General features: G+C 65.4%; 15 protein-coding genes. 3 read left to right on the top strand and 12 right to left on the bottom strand.

Annotated elements, in window-relative coordinates; all coding sequences use genetic code 11:
- Genes hpnK through dxs form a run of 5 tightly spaced genes read right to left on the bottom strand, consistent with a single transcriptional unit; the run spans window position 1 to window position 6,067 of the window.
- Window positions 1-831 (bottom strand): hopanoid biosynthesis-associated protein HpnK, encoded by an 831-nt coding sequence (hpnK, locus tag B7Z76_RS09740; RefSeq protein WP_174504065.1) that lies wholly within the window; start codon window positions 829-831, stop codon window positions 1-3.
- A gap of 21 nt (window positions 832-852) precedes the next feature.
- The gene (gene hpnJ / locus B7Z76_RS09735; protein ID WP_291343631.1) at window positions 853-2,277 is read right to left on the bottom strand and encodes a hopanoid biosynthesis associated radical SAM protein HpnJ; all 1,425 of its coding nucleotides are present in this window, start codon (window positions 2,275-2,277) and stop codon (window positions 853-855) included.
- A 10-nt stretch (window positions 2,278-2,287) separates the two neighbouring features.
- Window positions 2,288-3,478 carry a bacteriohopanetetrol glucosamine biosynthesis glycosyltransferase HpnI gene (gene hpnI / locus B7Z76_RS09730; RefSeq protein WP_174504067.1) on the bottom strand — a complete coding sequence of 397 codons (1,191 nt, stop codon included), beginning with the start codon at window positions 3,476-3,478 and terminating at the stop codon, window positions 2,288-2,290.
- A 1-nt stretch (window position 3,479) separates the two neighbouring features.
- Window positions 3,480-4,106, bottom strand: coding sequence for an ABC transporter substrate-binding protein (locus B7Z76_RS09725; RefSeq protein ID WP_291343630.1), 627 nt, complete (start codon window positions 4,104-4,106; stop codon window positions 3,480-3,482).
- Window positions 4,107-4,123: 17 nt separating this feature from the next.
- Complete coding sequence (gene dxs / locus B7Z76_RS09720) at window positions 4,124-6,067, bottom strand: 1-deoxy-D-xylulose-5-phosphate synthase (RefSeq protein WP_174504069.1); 1,944 nt, start codon at window positions 6,065-6,067, stop codon at window positions 4,124-4,126.
- Between the two features lie 390 nt (window positions 6,068-6,457).
- Here dxs and ispH point away from each other — a divergent pair, with 390 nt between their 5' ends.
- A complete protein-coding gene (ispH, locus tag B7Z76_RS09715) occupies window positions 6,458-7,441 on the top strand; it encodes a 4-hydroxy-3-methylbut-2-enyl diphosphate reductase (protein WP_174504070.1) in 984 nt (327 codons plus the stop codon).
- Window positions 7,442-7,480: 39 nt separating this feature from the next.
- Window positions 7,481-8,632, top strand: coding sequence for an adenosyl-hopene transferase HpnH (gene hpnH / locus B7Z76_RS09710; RefSeq protein WP_174504071.1), 1,152 nt, complete (start codon window positions 7,481-7,483; stop codon window positions 8,630-8,632).
- A 27-nt stretch (window positions 8,633-8,659) separates the two neighbouring features.
- Here hpnH and B7Z76_RS09705 read toward each other — a convergent pair whose 3' ends face one another.
- The 7 genes from B7Z76_RS09705 to B7Z76_RS09675 form a co-directional block, all read right to left on the bottom strand.
- Window positions 8,660-9,412 carry a response regulator transcription factor gene (locus B7Z76_RS09705; protein ID WP_291343629.1) on the bottom strand — a complete coding sequence of 251 codons (753 nt, stop codon included), beginning with the start codon at window positions 9,410-9,412 and terminating at the stop codon, window positions 8,660-8,662.
- A 254-nt stretch (window positions 9,413-9,666) separates the two neighbouring features.
- Complete coding sequence (locus tag B7Z76_RS09700) at window positions 9,667-10,110, bottom strand: molybdenum cofactor biosynthesis protein MoaE (RefSeq protein WP_291343628.1); 444 nt, start codon at window positions 10,108-10,110, stop codon at window positions 9,667-9,669.
- 11 nt (window positions 10,111-10,121) lie between these two features.
- Complete coding sequence (gene moaD / locus B7Z76_RS09695) at window positions 10,122-10,373, bottom strand: molybdopterin converting factor subunit 1 (protein WP_174504893.1); 252 nt, start codon at window positions 10,371-10,373, stop codon at window positions 10,122-10,124.
- A gap of 31 nt (window positions 10,374-10,404) precedes the next feature.
- Complete coding sequence (locus B7Z76_RS09690; RefSeq protein ID WP_291343627.1) at window positions 10,405-11,175, bottom strand: hypothetical protein; 771 nt, start codon at window positions 11,173-11,175, stop codon at window positions 10,405-10,407.
- 53 nt (window positions 11,176-11,228) lie between these two features.
- Complete coding sequence (gene mobB, locus B7Z76_RS09685; protein ID WP_291343626.1) at window positions 11,229-11,768, bottom strand: molybdopterin-guanine dinucleotide biosynthesis protein B; 540 nt, start codon at window positions 11,766-11,768, stop codon at window positions 11,229-11,231.
- 11 nt (window positions 11,769-11,779) lie between these two features.
- Window positions 11,780-12,364 carry a CDP-diacylglycerol--glycerol-3-phosphate 3-phosphatidyltransferase gene (pgsA, locus tag B7Z76_RS09680; RefSeq protein WP_174504074.1) on the bottom strand — a complete coding sequence of 195 codons (585 nt, stop codon included), beginning with the start codon at window positions 12,362-12,364 and terminating at the stop codon, window positions 11,780-11,782.
- Window positions 12,365-12,414: 50 nt separating this feature from the next.
- Window positions 12,415-13,176 carry an MOSC domain-containing protein gene (locus B7Z76_RS09675; RefSeq protein ID WP_291343625.1) on the bottom strand — a complete coding sequence of 254 codons (762 nt, stop codon included), beginning with the start codon at window positions 13,174-13,176 and terminating at the stop codon, window positions 12,415-12,417.
- Window positions 13,177-13,293: 117 nt separating this feature from the next.
- On the opposite strand from B7Z76_RS09675, the gene clpB reads away from it, so the two are divergent.
- A complete protein-coding gene (clpB, locus tag B7Z76_RS09670; protein ID WP_286705348.1) occupies window positions 13,294-15,876 on the top strand; it encodes an ATP-dependent chaperone ClpB in 2,583 nt (860 codons plus the stop codon).
- Window positions 15,877-16,214 lie beyond the last annotated feature (338 nt).

The following is a 16,214-nucleotide window of genomic DNA, read 5'->3' as shown; positions in this document are numbered from 1 at the left end:
TCATCTTATATCGCGTTTTAACCAGGCCGGATACCCCGTGCGCAGCCGGAGCAGCGCGTCAAATTCCGCCGCGTGTTCGTAATCCGGCATCAAATGAGCGAGGGTAGCGCAGTGCTGCGTTGCGGGATGAAAATAGATTTCGGTTTGCCCTGGTGGCAGCGCTTCGAGATAGGCGCGCACCCGCTCCAGTGTCATGTGGCCCGAATGGCGGAGGCCGAGAACATGGTCCGGACTTGCCAGCCCGGCGCGCCGCGCCTGGGTGCGCAGCACCCGCGACCACGCATGAAGAGCATGGGCGGCAAATCCGGGCCGGTCACCACATGACGCCAGAACGGCGGGCGGTTCCGCCGGAATCCGGATCCGGGTCAGGCCGAACTCCCGGCCGATGCGGATCATCAGCGCCGCGACGGTCGGATGCATGTGCATGTGCTTGTGACTGTCGGCGTGGTGCAGGGGCAGGCCGGTGGCGGCGAAGGCCTCGAACTGCGCGCGGATTTCGGCCGCCAGCTCGCGCCGCGCCGCGGCCGAGAAGAAGTAGCGGAAGCCGCGGGCCACCTGATCCGAGCCGAAGCGGCCATCCGCCCCGGTGATGGTCGGCAAAGCGGCATGACCGAGGATCGAGGCGCCCTCGACCAGGACCAGATGCAGCCCGACATTCAGCCCGGGCAGGCGTCGCGCCCGGGCCACCGCGTCTGCCGCCGCCGGGGCGGCTACCATGAGGCTGGCCTGGCTCAGCACGCCCTCGCGATGGGCGCGCTCGACAGCCTCGTTGACGGTTTCGGTCAGCCCGAAATCATCGGCCGAGAAAATGACCTCGGCGTCCCTCCGCATGGCCGCGGACGCCTCTGGCGATCAGGCGGCGTGGCGTTCGCGCAGGAACTGGAAGAATTCAACGCCCTCGCGCAGCCGGCGCTTCATCATCTGCGGGCTGCGCACCATCTCGCCCACGATCGAGGCGATTTTCGGCACCCGGAAATAGAACTGCCGGTAGAAGGTTTCGACGCTGTCGAAGATTTCGGTATGCGTCAGGTGAGGATAATGCAGCGGCGCGATCTGGATGCCGTGATCGTCGATCAGTTCGGCATGCGTGGCATCGAGCCAGCCGTTCTCGACCGCCTGGTCGTAGAGGAAGGTTCCCGGATAGGGGGCCGCGAGCGACACCTGGATGGTGTGCGGGTTGATCTCCTTCGCGAAATCGATCGTCTCGCGAATGGTCTCCTGGGTTTCGCCGGGCAGGCCCAGAATGAAGGTGCCGTGGATCTTGATGCCGAGATCGTGGCAATCCCTCGTGAACTGCTTCGCGACCTCGACCCGCATGCCCTTCTTGATGTTGTGAAGGATCTGCTGGTTGCCGCTTTCATAGCCGACGAGCAGCAGGCGCAGCCCGTTGTCGCGCAGCACCTTCAGCGTGTCGCGGGGAACGTTCGCCTTGGCGTTGCATGACCAGGTGACGCCGAGCTTGCCGAGTTCACGCGCGATCGCCTCGGCGCGGGGCAGGTTGTCGGTGAACGTATCGTCGTCGAAGAACAGCTCGCGCATCTGCGGGAAATCGCGCTGAATCTGCTTCACTTCGGCGATCACGTGCTCGACCGAACGGGTGCGGTAGCGATGCCCGCCCACCGTTTGCGGCCAGAGGCAGAAGGTGCAGCGCGACTTGCAGCCCCGCCCCGTATACAGCGAGACATAAGGGTGCATCAGATAGCCGATGAAGTAATCCTCGATCTTCAGGTCGCGCTGATAGACATCCGCGACGAAGGGGAGGCTGTCCATGTCCTCGAGGATGGCGCGGTCCTTGTTGTGGACGATCTCGCCTTCCTCGTTGCGCCAGGAAATGCCGTCGACCTCGGCGAACGGCTTTCCCTCGGCGATCTCCTTGATCGTGAAGTCGAACTCGTTGCGGGCGACGAAATCCACCGGGGTCGCGCGTTCGAGGCTTTCGCCGGCCTGCACCGCGACCTTCGCGCCGATGAAGCCGATCTTCACGCCGGGATTTTCCGCCCGGATCTGCGCGGCGACCTTCACGTCGTTGGCAAAGGAGGGGGTGGAGGTGTGGATGATGACCAGCTCGGCGGCGCGGGCGTGCGGCATCACGTCCTTCATCGTCTGGCCGGCCGGCGGCGCGTCGATCAGCTTCGAGCCGGGGATCAGGGCTGCCGGCTGGGCAAGCCAGGTCGGAAACCAGAACGAGCGGATCTCCCGTCGGGCCTGGTAGCGGGAGCCGGCGCCGCCGTCGAACCCGTCGAAGGAGGGCGGTTGCAGGAACAGGGTCTTCATCATTGCTTCGGTCCTAACTCATGTGCCGCGGGACGGCACCAATTCCGTTCCCACCAGTGCTGCGGCCGGAATCGGCCTGCAGCGTCTGGCCACGCCACTCCACCGTGTCGCTCCAGAAACTCAGCGCGAAAATGGCGGCCGAAGCCGTGTCGCGCAAGAGGAAAAGCCAGGGCGGCGGTGGGGTCATCAGCAACGGCACGCCGCCGCTCCCCCCGCCAAACCCGAGGCGCCGCTCGAACAGGCGGGCAATGCCATGGCGCAGCCCGGCGGCAAGGGCAAGGCAGATCCAGGCCCAGATGGCGCCACCGCTCAGCAACAGGGCGAACAGCGCCCAGAACAGCGGAAATTGCGTCACGATCCCCGCATAGCTGAGCGGCACCAGCGCGCGGACGGTCCTGGCCCAGCGCAACTCGTGGCGCAGCAGTGCGCGGAGCGTGATCTCCGGCACCGAGGTTGCCGGTATCGCCGGGGCAAGGGCCACCTGTTTGCCGATCGCGCGGATCCGCTGGCCGAGCACATTGTCGTCGGCGAGATGGTCGAGCAGCGCCGCGAAGCCGCCGATCGCGTCGAGATCGCGCCGCCGCAACGCCATGGTGGCGCCGAGGCAGTCCTGCCGGCCGAGGGCGCGGGCGATGGCGGCGCCGGGCAGAAATCCATGATTGATCTGCATCGCCCCAAGTCGGCCGGCGAGTGTGTCGGTCGCGGGCAGGCCGGTATAGAACGTGGTGACGAGTCCGACCTCCGGCCGTGCCAGCGTTGTGACGATCGCGGCGAGGAAATCCGGCGCCACGTGTATGTCGGCATCGGAGACCACGAACACATCGTGGCGCGCCGCGCCGCGCATCGCGATCAGATTGGCAACCTTGCGATTGCGCCCCTCGCGATGGGGGCCGGTCACCACCGCCACATCCACCTGCGGATAGCGCTGCCGCAGCCGGGCGACGATGGCAATCGCCGGATCGTCCGGGTCGGCGGCGCCGAAGACCAGCTGGAAGTGCGGATAATCGAGCAGGAAGAAGGATTCGAGCGCGGTATCGAGCAGCGGCTCGACCCCGTGCAACGGCTTGAACACGGTAACCGGCGGCGCCTGGTCCGGGATCGTCGCAGAACCCCGCTGCGGGCTGACGAGGCAGGCGCCGATCGCCTGCTGGATCAGACCGACCGCGCAGAGCGCCTCGGCGAAGACGGGCAGGATCGCGGCCATGTCAGTCGCTTATCGCCCCGCCGGACAGCATCGCGATCTTTTTCTTCAGCGCCTCGATCAGCCGCGCGGCGTTGCCAGGGTCGATCAGTCCGCTGAAATCGGAGCGCTGTGCGGCAACCTTGCTGATCGTGCCCTCGAAGAGCACGTCGGTGATCTTCCAGGCGCCGCTGGCCTCGCGCATCACGTAGGCGAGCTTGACCGCCTTGCCGTCCTGCTCGTTCAGGGTGGTGGACACGATCCGGCTGTCGCCGGCGCGGCGGATGTCCGGATCGGTGGTGAAATGCTGCCCGCCATAGGCGTTGAAATTACTGACATAGGTCGCGATCGTGTATTGCCGGAACAGCTTGCCGAGCTCGGTTTTCTGGGCGGCTGGAATTTGCGGCCAGAGCAGGCCGGCGGAATTCTGGAGGATCAGCTCGAGATCGAAGCTCGCCTCCACCACCGGCTTGAGCATGGCATAGCGCGCGGCGAAGCTCTTGCCGGCGCTGGCTGCCTTCATCACCGCGATCAGCGCCGAATCGAGCGAGTCGACCGGCAGCGCTTCCGGCGGCGTGGCCGCGCGCGCCTGGGGCAGGGCGAGGCCGATTGAGGTGGCGGCTGCAGCCGCCAGGAGACCACGACGTTTCATGCCCTGAGATATAGTGTTCACCGTGCCGGAATTGCGACGGAACCTTGGGCATTTTTGGGCACGGCGCCGCGGCCGAGCGCGCCCAGCGCGTGCGCCACGATATCCTTCGCGGTCAGGCCCGCATCGATCAGCTGGGCCGCGGGTGTGTTATGGTCGATGAAGCGGTCCGGCAGCACCATCGGCCGGAAGCGCAGCCCGGAATCGAAAGCGCCCGACCAGGCGAGATGATGGGCGACCGCGGCCCCGAAGCCGCCGCTGGCGCCATCCTCGATCGTGATCAACACTTCGTGATGGCGGGCTAGCTGGTCGATCAGCGCGGTATCGAGCGGCTTCATGAAGCGGGCATCGGCGATTGTCGCCGTGAAGCCGTTCGCGGCAAGCTCGTCGGCCGCGCGCAGCGCATCGCCCAGTCGCGGGCCGAGCGCCAGCACGGCGACGCTGCTGCCCTCGCGAACGATCCGTCCCTTGCCGATCTCCCACGGCACGCCGCGTTCCGGCAGGGCGATTCCGGTTCCCTCGCCGCGCGGATAGCGGAAGGCGGAGGGACGGTCGTCGATCGCGGTGGCCGTGGCGACGCAGTGGACGAGTTCCGCCTCGTCCGACGGCGCCATGATCACCATGCCCGGCAGGCAGCCGAGATAGGCAAGGTCGTAGACGCCGGCATGGGTTGCGCCATCGGCGCCGACCAGCCCCGCCCGGTCCATGGCGAAGCGCACCGGCAACGACTGGATGGCGACATCATGCACCACCTGGTCATAGGCACGCTGGAGGAAGGTGGAATAGATCGCGCAGAACGGCGCCATGCCCTCGGTCGCCAGCCCGGCGGCGAAGGTCACGGCATGCTGCTCGGCAATGCCGACATCGAAACAGCGATCGGGAAACCGCTTGGCGAAGGCGTCGAGCCCGGTGCCGCTCGGCATGGCGGCATTCACCGCGACGACCGAGGGATTGCGTTCCGCTTCCGCGATCAGCGCCTGCGCGAATACCTTCGTATAAGACGGCGGACCCGGCGGCGCCTTGGCCTGCTCGCCGGTGACGACGTTGAACTTCGACACGCCATGATATTTGTCCGCCGAGGCCTCGGCCGGCGCATAGCCCTTGCCCTTTTGGGTGACGACGTGCAGCAGGATCGGCTCGTCGCCCTCGCTGTCGCGCAGGTTGCGCAGCACGGGCAGCAGGTGGTCGAGATTATGGCCGTCGATCGGGCCGACATAATAGAAGCCCAGCTCCTCGAACAGCGTTCCGCCGGTCAGGATGCCGCGGGCATATTCCTCGGCGCGTTTCGCGGTCCGCTCGATCGTGCGGGGGAAGTGCTTCGCCATCCGTGCGGCGAAATCGCGGATCGAGAGGAAGCTGCGCGAGGAGATCAGCCGCGACAGATAGGCGCTCATGGCGCCGACGGGCGGGGCAATCGACATGTCGTTGTCGTTGAGCACGACGATCATGCGGGACTTGCTCGCCCCGGCATTGTTCATCGCCTCATAGGCCATGCCGGCCGACATCGCGCCGTCGCCGATCACCGCGATCACGTTCCGCTTCGGGGTTTCGCCCTTGATGTCGCGCGCCACGGCCATGCCGAGCCCGGCGGAGATCGAGGTCGAGGAATGGGCGGCGCCGAACGGGTCGTATTCGCTTTCCGAGCGGCGGGTGAAGCCGGAGAGCCCGCCCGGCTGGCGCAGGGTGCGGATCCGGTCGCGCCGTCCGGTGAGGATCTTGTGCGGATAGGTCTGGTGGCCGACATCCCAGATCAGCCTGTCCCGCGGAGTTTCGAACACGGCATGGATCGCCACGGTCAGCTCGACGACGCCGAGCGACGCGCCGAGATGGCCGCCGGTGACGGAAACCGTGTCGATCGTCTCCGCGCGCAGTTCATCGGCGAGCTGGCGCAGCTGCTCGGCCGAGAGGTTGCGCATGTCGCTCGGAACCCGCACGCGATCGAGCAAGGGGGTCTGCGGCGGCATCAGGCGGTCTCTCCCAGGCGTTGTGCGGGAGTCTCGCTGGAGCGGTAAGCCATGATGCTGGTTCCTTATACTCTGCGTCGTTGCGACCCTTGCGTCCGGATCGTTCCGGCGAAGCGCCCTTTATACGGTGATCGCGGGAAGCGATAGACCCCTGATTGGCAGATGGGGGCGATGCGGCCGTCATGAAAAGTCTCATGAACGTGACCCGCGATCCGAGCGACAGATTGGCATCTTGCGATGCAAGCGCGCAACAGTGTCGGCGGACGGCGTGCCCTGTCCGCGCCATCCCTTGCGAAACTGCCGCAGGATACCCTAATTGGCGGGTGGATACGTGTGCCCGGGGCAGACGGTCCGTACTGCGACATTCAGAGTTCTGAAAGGCGACGGACGATGGATCTGTCTCTCACCACGACCGACCGTGCCGATCCTGCGGCCGCCACGCCCGCCATGAAGGTGGTGCTGGCGCAGCCCCGCGGGTTCTGCGCCGGCGTCGAGCGGGCGATCGAGATCGTCGAGCGTGCCCTCGTGAAGTTCGGCCCGCCGATCTATGTCCGCCACGAAATCGTTCACAACCGCCATGTCGTCGAAGATCTCCGCGCGCGAGGCGCGGTTTTCGTCGACGAGATCGCCGAAGTGCCGGACGGGGCGATCACCGTGTTCTCGGCGCATGGCGTCGCGCGCAAGGTGCAGAAGGATGCTGCCGACCGCTCCCTGCCGGTGATCGACGCGACCTGCCCGCTGGTCGCCAAGGTGCATTCCGAGGGGCGGCGCTATGCCGGGCAGGGGCGGGAAATCGTCCTGATCGGACATGCCGGCCATGCCGAGGTCGAGGGCACGATCGGCCAGATCGACGGCAAGGTCTATCTCGTCCAGACCGTCGAGGATGTCGCCTCGCTGGAAGTCGCGGATCCGGACAAGCTCTCCTATATCACCCAGACCACGCTTTCGGTCGATGACACGCGGGGCATCATCGCCGCTCTCGTGGAACGCTTTCCCGGCATTGTCGGCCCCGATGTGCGCGATATCTGCTACGCGACGCAGAACCGCCAGGAGGCGGTGCGCCATCTCGCCGAGCTCGTCGACGTCATTCTGGTGGTCGGCAGCCGCAATTCCTCGAATTCCAACCGGCTTCGGGAAATCGGCGCCGAACTCGGGCGTCCCTCCTACCTGATCGACGATGCCAGCCATCTCGATCCCTCGTGGTTCGAGGGGGCGCGGACGGTCGGCCTGACGGCCGGCGCCTCGGCCCCCGAGGTTCTCGTCAAGGGTGTGATCGACGGGCTGAGAAAGTTCGGCCCGATCGAGATCGACACGCTCGCCGGCACGCCGGAAGACGTAAGGTTCAAGCTTCCCGCCGAAGTAAGCGACGCCTGATCGGCGTCCCGGTCGGGTGATCATTAGCAGGAGTTACAGATGGGCGTGCCGCTGAAACAGGCAATCAAGGTCGGAGCCTATGTGCTGAAGCAGCACCTGACCGGGAACAAGCGTTATCCGCTCGTGCTGATGCTCGAGCCGCTGTTCCGTTGCAACCTCGCCTGCGCGGGATGCGGCAAGATCGATTATCCCGCGCCGATCCTCAATCAGCGGCTGTCGGTCGCCGATGCGCTCGAGGCGGTCGATGAATGCGGCGCGCCGGTTGTCGCGATTGCCGGCGGCGAGCCGCTGCTGCACCGCGAGATGCCCGAGATCGTCGAGAAGATTCTCGCACGGGACAAGTTCATCTATCTCTGCACCAACGCTCTTCTTCTTGAGAAGAAGATCGACCAGTACAAGCCGCATCCCAATTTCTGCTGGGATATCCATCTCGATGGCGACCGCGAGATGCACGATCACGCGGTGAGCCAGGAAGGCGTGTATGAGCGCGCTGTTGCGGCAATCAAACTCGCCAAGGCGAAGGGTTTCCGCGTTTCCATCAACTGCACGCTTTTCGATGGCGCCGATCCCGCTCGTGTGGCGTCATTCCTCGATACCGTGAACGAGATCGGGGTCGATGGTGTGATGACATCGCCCGGCTATGCCTATGAGCGCGCCCCGGATCAGGAACATTTCCTCAACCGGCAGCGCACCAAGGAACTGTTCCGGGCGATCTTCCGTTATGGCAAGGAGCGCAAGGCGCGCGGCGTTCACTGGAAATTCAACCAGTCTCCGCTTTTCCTCGACTTCCTGGCCGGCAACCAGACCTACAAGTGCACGCCTTGGGGCAACCCGACCCGTAACGTGTTCGGCTGGCAGCGTCCGTGCTACCTGCTTGGCGAAGGCTACGCCAAGACCTACAAGGAATTGATGGAAACCACCGACTGGGACAAGTACGGGGTCGGCAATTACGAAAAATGCGCCGACTGCATGGTGCATTCCGGCTTTGAGGCGACCTCGGTGGTCGATTCCGTCAAGCGGCCCTGGAAACTTGCCAAGCTGGCCATCCAGGGCATTCGCACCGAAGGCCCGATGGCGGCTGATATCCCGCTCGACAAGCAGCGCCCCGCGGAATTCGTGTTTTCACGTCACGTCGAAAGCAAGATGGCTGAAATTCACGGCCAGACGGAGCCTGCCGAACCCGCCGAATAAGGCGGGCAAGGCAGGTTTATCCCGGCTTCACCCCGCGATGCTCCGTTCCCGTGGGGAAAACGGCACGCGTGAGGTCATGGGGGTTTCGGTAATCCGCGCTTCGGCTTCCCGGCGATCGACGATCATGTAGCCACGACCCCAGTTGGTCTGGATCAGGTCGTCGGCGCCGGCCGAGATCAGCTTCTTGCGGATCTTGCAGATGAACACATCGATGATCTTGGGGTTCGGTTCATCGAGCCCACCATAGAGGTGATCGAGGATCGCCTCCTTGCTCAGAACGCAGCCTTTGCGCAGCGCAAGGATCTCGACGATCTGGTATTCCTTCTTGGTGAGGCTGATCTCATCCTGACCGACGAAGATTTTCTTCGCGTTCATGTTGATCTCGATATTGCCGACAGCGAGGGACGGGCTCTGGAAGCCTCTGCTGCGGCGAACCTGGTTTTGCACGCGGAGGAAGGTTTCCTCATGCGAGATCGCGTTGACGATCAGGTCATCGACACCTGCTTCGAGAATGCGCAACCTGGTTGCTTCACTCAGAAGTTGTGAAACCGCGAGGATCGGGCAGCGCAGGCCGCTGAGATGCAACCGCCGGATGAGCTCGATTTCTGCCGGCCTCGTGTCGGTCACCCGCAGCACGACCGCGTCGTATTCATAGAATCGTGTGAGATCCAGAGCTTCTTCAAGATCGGACGTCTCGTCCACGACCACCAGCTTCGAGCGGAAGAAGGTCGTCAGGATGTCCCGATTGTCGACCGGATTTCCAAAAATGAGAAGTTTCATTGCAACCCCCAGTTAACTTGGAAATTCAATACAACCACAAGAGGAGGCCGTCAATAAAATAATTTTAAGGAACTGGCAATCGATTGAATAATAAACTCAGTGCCATGAAAATAGATTAAACGTGACATTCTGGAAATTTTTCTGACACCGTATCGCACAAACCACAGGGTTTATGCGCCATCACACACGATTTTTGTGCGCTGAGCGAACAAATTGCTGTCAAGTGCAGCGTCAGCCCGGGTCGGGCGGTCAGACTACCAGCGGTTGCGTGATAGAATGTCGTCGTCGCGCGCATCGACCCATTGCGATGCGCCGTCGGCGAAATCCTCGCGCTTCCAGAACGGCGCGTCGGTCTTCAGCCAGTCGATGAGAAAAGCGGTCGCTGCAATTGCGTCCGCCCGATGCGCGCTGGCAGCCGCGGCAAGGACGATCCGCGCGCCGGGCTCAAGCCGGCCGACCCGGTGAATGATGGTGCAATCGGTCAGCGTCCACCGCGCCATCGCCATCTCGGCAATCCCGGTCAGGGCAGCCTCGGTCATCCCCGGGTAATGTTCGAGGGTCAGTGCCGCGAGGGGGCGTCCGTCCACCTGGCCGCGCACCACGCCCACGAAACTGGCCACCGCACCGGCATCCGCCTGCAGGCGTTCAAGTTCGGCGGCAATGTCGAAATCCGCCAGCGAAACGAGGATGCGCGGCACGGGCTTCGGGCTCAGCCGCCGGTGAACGGGGGAAAGAAGGCAATCTCGGTCGCGCCGGCCAGCGGCGTTTCCGGCGGCACGAAGCGCTGGTCGACCGCCGCCTTGATCGCCTGCCGCGCGGCGAAGGCGCGGGCATGCGCGGGGCCGCGGCCGGCCAGATACTCGGCCAGCTCGCCGACGGTCGCCACCTCCGCGGGAAGGTCGATCTCTTCCTCGGCGAGGCCGATGCGCTCGCGGAGCCATGCGAAATACAGGATCTTCATCTCTCTTATATTGTAGTGCGCGTCGCTGGCGTCATCGGGTCTGGACAGTGACGACCTGGCCATTCGCCTGCACCAGCGTTGCCGTCCCGTTGCCATTGGAAATCAGGATGCCCCCCCCCTTGCCGGCAATCGGCGCCACGGTCTGGTAGCGCCCGTTGCTTGGCGTGCTGACAATGCCGAGCGGCCCGCGCGGTCCCATCACCGTCTGCCCGACGGGCAGGCCGGCATCCGGCATGATCGGCTTTGCCGCGCGCGCGCGGGATTCCGGCACCGCCGGCGCGCGCGGCACCAGCTTCCCCGCCTCGCCCGACTGTGGCGAGGTGTGCAACGTCGCCGCCGCGCTGCCGACCAGATCCGTCGCCTCGCCGCCCTGGCGGTCCGAGGGCAGCCCCCGCGCCTTCGCCCCCGGCGGCACCGAGTAGGTCGCCTGCGGTGAGCCCGCCGATGGCGCGCTGTAGAGGCCCCGATACGCCGCGCCAAGAGGCACGTTCATGTGTTTCTGAATCTCGCCCAGGGTGGGAATGGGCGCGGCCTTGCCGGGCCAGACATCGCCGGGTTCGGGGCGCAACGGCTGGACGGCGACATTATCGCCCCGCGCGCGCTGCATGTTGACCGCATCGCCGGCCGGCGCGTTCGGGTCGCCGAAGGGATTCAGCGTGCTGCTCAGATAATTGCCGACCCCGGCACAGCCGGAGAGGAGCAGCACAATCCCACCCGAGGCCACGGCCATCGCCGCGCGGCGCAGGCCGGTCGGGCCTGGCAAGGCCATACGGGGCGGGGCGGAACGGACAAATGACCGCATCTTTCTTCCTTGAAAATGTTCCGGATGGTTATGCGCCGGATTGGCGGTGAACCTCAAGCAATCGCATCCGCGTGCCAGCGGAGGATGAACTCCGCAACCGCCGCCGGGCGGTTGAGCGGCAGAACCGGCAAGCCGCCAGCCTCCAGCGGGTCGTCGCTGGCCACCGCCACAATATCCCTGAACTCAGGCCAGAGCGCGGGCTTGCCGAGTGCCGGGCGGTGAACCTCGATCTTGGCAACGCTGGCGGACTTGAAGCCCTCGGCGATGAAAAGATCGGCCGGCGCCATCCTGGCCAGCAGGGAGGGCAGGTCCGGCTCGTCGGTGCCGGCGTGATGATCGTGGAACAGCACAAAGCGTTCCGAGGTGGCGAGCATCGTCTCATGCGCGCCGGCCGCGCGATGGCGGAAACTGTCCTTGCCCTGCTGGTCGGGGTCGACCTTGTGATGGGCGTGTTTCAGCGTCGATACGCGCAGCCCTGCATCGATGAGCAGCGGCAGCGCCGCGGCCAGCAGCGTCGTCTTGCCGCTGCCCGACCAGCCGACAAGGGCGAGAACCGGCGCGCCCTGTGGGCCGCGCAAGGGGAGGGGGGGCATGTCCGCGCCTGTCAGCCGGTTGTGCCGGGCTGGGTGATATGCCGCAGGCCCGCATTCAGATAATCCCAGCCGGTGATCAGCGTCAGGCCGCCGGCGATCCAGAGCAGCGCGCCGCCGATGATGCCGGCCGGAAGCCACGAAATGCCGAGTTGCGCCGCCCCGGAATCGCCGAGCAGCAGAACCCCGAGGGCCACCATCTGCGTTGCCGTCTTCCATTTCGCCAGCCGGGTGACCGGCATGCCGACCTTGATCCCCGCCAGATATTCCCGCAGCCCCGAAACCAGGATCTCGCGCAGCATGATCACGATCGCCGGGTAGATCCCGTATGCGGTCAGCCGGTGGAACCCGACCAGCAGCATCAGCGTCGCGCCGACCAGCAGCTTGTCCGCGATCGGGTCCAGCATCCGCCCGAGATCGGAGAGTTGCCGGCGGCTGCGGGCCAGACGGCCATCGAGCCAGTCGGTGATTCCGGCGGCGACGAACAGCAGCGCGGCCAGCAGATCGGCGAGCGGCGAGCCGATCGCGACCAGCACGACGAGCAGCGGGATCGCCGCGATGCGCGAGAGGGTCAGCATATTCGGTAAGTCGGTCAGCATTTCGGGACGTTAAGCCGATTTTTCAGCCCGCGTCACCCGTCGCGACATGCTCATGGCAGGAGAATGATCGGATCGCCGGGCGCGATCCGGCCGGGATGGACGATTTCGGCATAAATTCCGCAATCGACATGACCAAAATGCGTCATCAACTCCTTGACCGGATTGGCGTCGCGCGCCCGGGTTTCGGGGTTGATCGTGGTGGCCGCGCAGCGGTCGATCCGGGCGGTCACGCGCAGCCGCACCGCGCCGATCGCGAGCGTGCGGCCGACCCAGCCGAGTTCGGCCCAAGGTTCGGCCCCCTCGAAATAGACATTCGCGCGAAACCGCAGCCTGTGTCGCGGCGCACCCGTCGCCGCCTCCAGCGCCCGCAGGCTGGACAGGCCGATCAGGCTGATCACCTGATTGCGATGATCCGAGAAGCTGTGGCCGGAGACATGGTGGAACCGCGGCGTCCCGCGCATTTCCGCCGGCAGCGCAGCGGCGAGGAACGCGCCAAGCGCATCCCGTCCGGCCTCGGTCAGCGGCGAGGCGTCGATCGCGGCGCCATCCGGCGCGATGAGGGTGAGCATGCAAGTGGCGTCGTTGAACCGGCAGTCGATGCCGATGGCGTTGGGATTGCGGGCAAGGCAGAGGAACTCCGTCTTCGGGCGCCAGTCCGGCGCTGCCGGATCGAAACCGCAATCGCCCTGCGCCAGCGCGAAGGCGCGGTCCCAGGCGATCGCCCGCCCGGTTTCGAGATCGGCCCCGGCCAGCGCCTCGCCGGTCAGCCCCTTGACCGGATAGCGGAAGAGTTGGTCGACGAGCATGGTCATGGGTGCGGTTCCTCTTGAGCAGGATCAATGCAGCAACCATGTCCACCAGACAAGGTTGGATCATCGCCTCGTGAGGGATGATCCGGCCAGGTCGCCTGATGAAAGGGATCGAATACAATGGATTTTGAAAAATTCACCGAACGTGCCCGCGGTTTCGTGCAGGCCGCGCAAACCATCGCGGTGCGCGAATATCACCAGCAGATCACCCCCGAGCATCTGCTCAAGGCGTTTCTCGACGATGAGGAAGGGGCGGCGAGCGGGCTGATCCGCGCCGCCGGCGGCGATGCGGCGGCGGTGCGCCTTGCTGTCGATGCCGCGATCGGCAAGCTGCCGAAAGTGCAGGGTGCGGGTGCCGGGCAGCCGCAGATCACGCCGGATCTCGTGCGCGTGCTCGATGCGGCGCAGCAGATGGCGCAGAAGGCTGGCGACGAATATGTGGCGCAAGACCGGGTTCTGGTCGCGCTTGCCGCCAGCAGCACGCCGGCGGGGCGGGCGCTGAGCGGCGCCGGCGCCTCGGCGCAGGCGCTGGAAAAGGCGGTGGCCGATATCCGCAAGGGTCGCACCGTCACCAGCGCGAATGCCGAGCAGACTTTCGACGCGCTCAAGAAATACGCCCGTGACGTGACCGAGGCCGCGCGCGCCCAGAAACTCGACCCGGTGATCGGGCGGGACGAGGAAATCCGCCGCGCAATTCAGGTTCTGGCACGGCGGACCAAGAACAACCCGGTGCTGATCGGCGAGCCCGGCGTGGGCAAGACCGCGATCGTCGAAGGGCTGGCACTGCGCATCGTCAATGGCGACGTGCCCGAGGCGCTGAAGGGCAAGCGGCTGCTCGCGCTCGATCTCGGCGCCATGGTCGCGGGCGCGAAATATCGCGGCGAGTTCGAGGAGCGGCTGAAAGCCGTGCTGAAGGAGATCGAAGGCTCGAACGGCGAGATCATCCTGTTCATCGACGAGATGCACACGCTGGTCGGTGCCGGTCGCGCGGATGGCGCGATGGACGCCTCGAACCTGATCAAGCCCGAGCTTGCCCGCGGCGCGCTGCACTGCGTCGGCGCGACGACGCTCGACGAATATCGGAAATACATCGAGAAGGACGCGGCGCTGGCCCGGCGGTTCCAGCCGGTCTTCGTCGATGAGCCGAGCGTCGAGGACACGATCTCGATCCTGCGCGGGATCAAGGAGAAATACGAGCTGCATCATGGCGTGCGGATTTCGGATTCGGCGCTGGTCGCGGCGGCGACCTTGTCGAACCGCTACATCACCGACCGCTTCCTGCCGGACAAGGCGATCGACCTTGTCGACGAGGCCGCCTCGCGGCTGCGGATGCAGGTGGATTCCAAGCCCGAGGCGCTCGATGAGCTCGACCGGCGGCTGATGCAGCTCAAGATCGAGCGGGAAGCGCTGCGCAAGGAACAGGATCCCGCGTCCCGTGAGCGGCTGGACCGGCTCGAGGGCGAGATCGCCGAGCTCGAGGAGAAATCCGACGCGATGACGGCGTCGTGGAAGGCCGAGAAGGACCGGCTGAACGCCACCCAAAAGCTGAAGGAACAGCTCGACCAGGCGCGCGGCGAGGCGGAAATGGCGCAGCGCTCCGGCAACCTGACCCGGGCGTCTGAGCTGATGTATGGCGTGATCCCCGATATCGAGCGCAAGCTCGCCGCGGAGCCGGCCGAGGGCGCCATGGTCAACGAGGCGGTGACGGAGGCGCAGATCGCCCAGGTCGTCGCCCGCTGGACCGGCATCCCGGTCGACCGGATGCTGGAAGGCGAGCGCGCCAAGCTCATTCGCATGGAAGATGAGCTGCGCCAGCGCGTGGTGGGGCAGGAAGCCGCATTACGGGCGGTTTCGGATGCCGTGCGACGCGCGCGGGCCGGATTGCAGGACCCGAACCGGCCGATCGGCTCCTTTCTGTTCCTCGGCCCGACCGGCGTCGGCAAGACCGAAACTTGCAAGGCGCTGGCCGAATTCCTGTTCGATGACGAACGCGCCATGGTGCGGATCGACATGAGCGAATTCATGGAGAAGCACGCGGTCTCCCGGCTCATCGGCGCCCCGCCGGGCTATGTCGGCTACGAGGAAGGCGGGGTGCTGACCGAAGCGGTGCGGCGCCGGCCCTACCAGGTGATCCTGTTCGACGAGGTCGAGAAGGCGCATGAAGACGTCTTCAACGTCCTGTTGCAGGTGCTCGACGATGGCCGCCTGACCGACGGTCAGGGCCGCACGGTCGACTTCAAGAACACGATCATCGTTCTCACCTCGAATCTCGGCAGCGAGGTGCTGGCCGCCCAGCCTGAAGGCGAGGATGTCGTACTGGCCGAACCCCAGGTGATGCGGATCGTGCGCCAGCATTTCCGGCCGGAATTCCTGAACCGGCTCGACGAGGTGATCCTGTTCCGCCGGCTCCAGCGCGTGGATATGGCGCGGATCGTCGAGATCCAGCTCCGTCACCTGGAAGCCTTGCTGGCCGACCGGAAAATCACCCTGCATCTCGACCAGCCAGCGCGCGACTGGCTGGCGAATGAGGGGTATGATCCGGTCTACGGGGCGCGGCCGCTCAAGCGGGTGATCCAGCGCGCCTTGCAGAACAAGCTGGCAACCAGGCTGCTCGAAGGCGCGATCCGCGATGGCGAGATCGTCAACGTGACCGTCGATGACGAGGGGCTGGCGATCGCTGGCGGCCTTGCCGCCGCGGCCTGATTGCATGGCAACGGCCCGGTCCATGCGTTCTGTGCATGGCCGGGCTGCTTTCCAGATTTTTTGCCGATTTCGCAGGTGCGGAATCCCCTTCTCGCCAAAAACCCCTTTTATTTCATTGGCTTTTGAGAAATTCGGGAGGGCGTTTGGTGGCCGTTGACAGCCCCCGGGCTGGGGCCTAAAAGCCCGTTCACCGCTGACGAGGCGGCGCCCGACGGAGCGGGTAAGACCGCAACGAAGGCTTTGTTCTTTGAGGATTGTGAATAGGCTAGGAAGGGATACGTTGGTGGCGTTTGGCTACTGGCCTGAGAGGGTTGGTGGTTGGAACTGGAGCGTGGGTT

The organism is Acidiphilium sp. 20-67-58 (genome assembly GCF_002255515.1).
GTDB lineage: Bacteria > Pseudomonadota > Alphaproteobacteria > Acetobacterales > Acetobacteraceae > Acidiphilium.
This window is presented reverse-complemented; position numbering and strand designations above follow the sequence as displayed.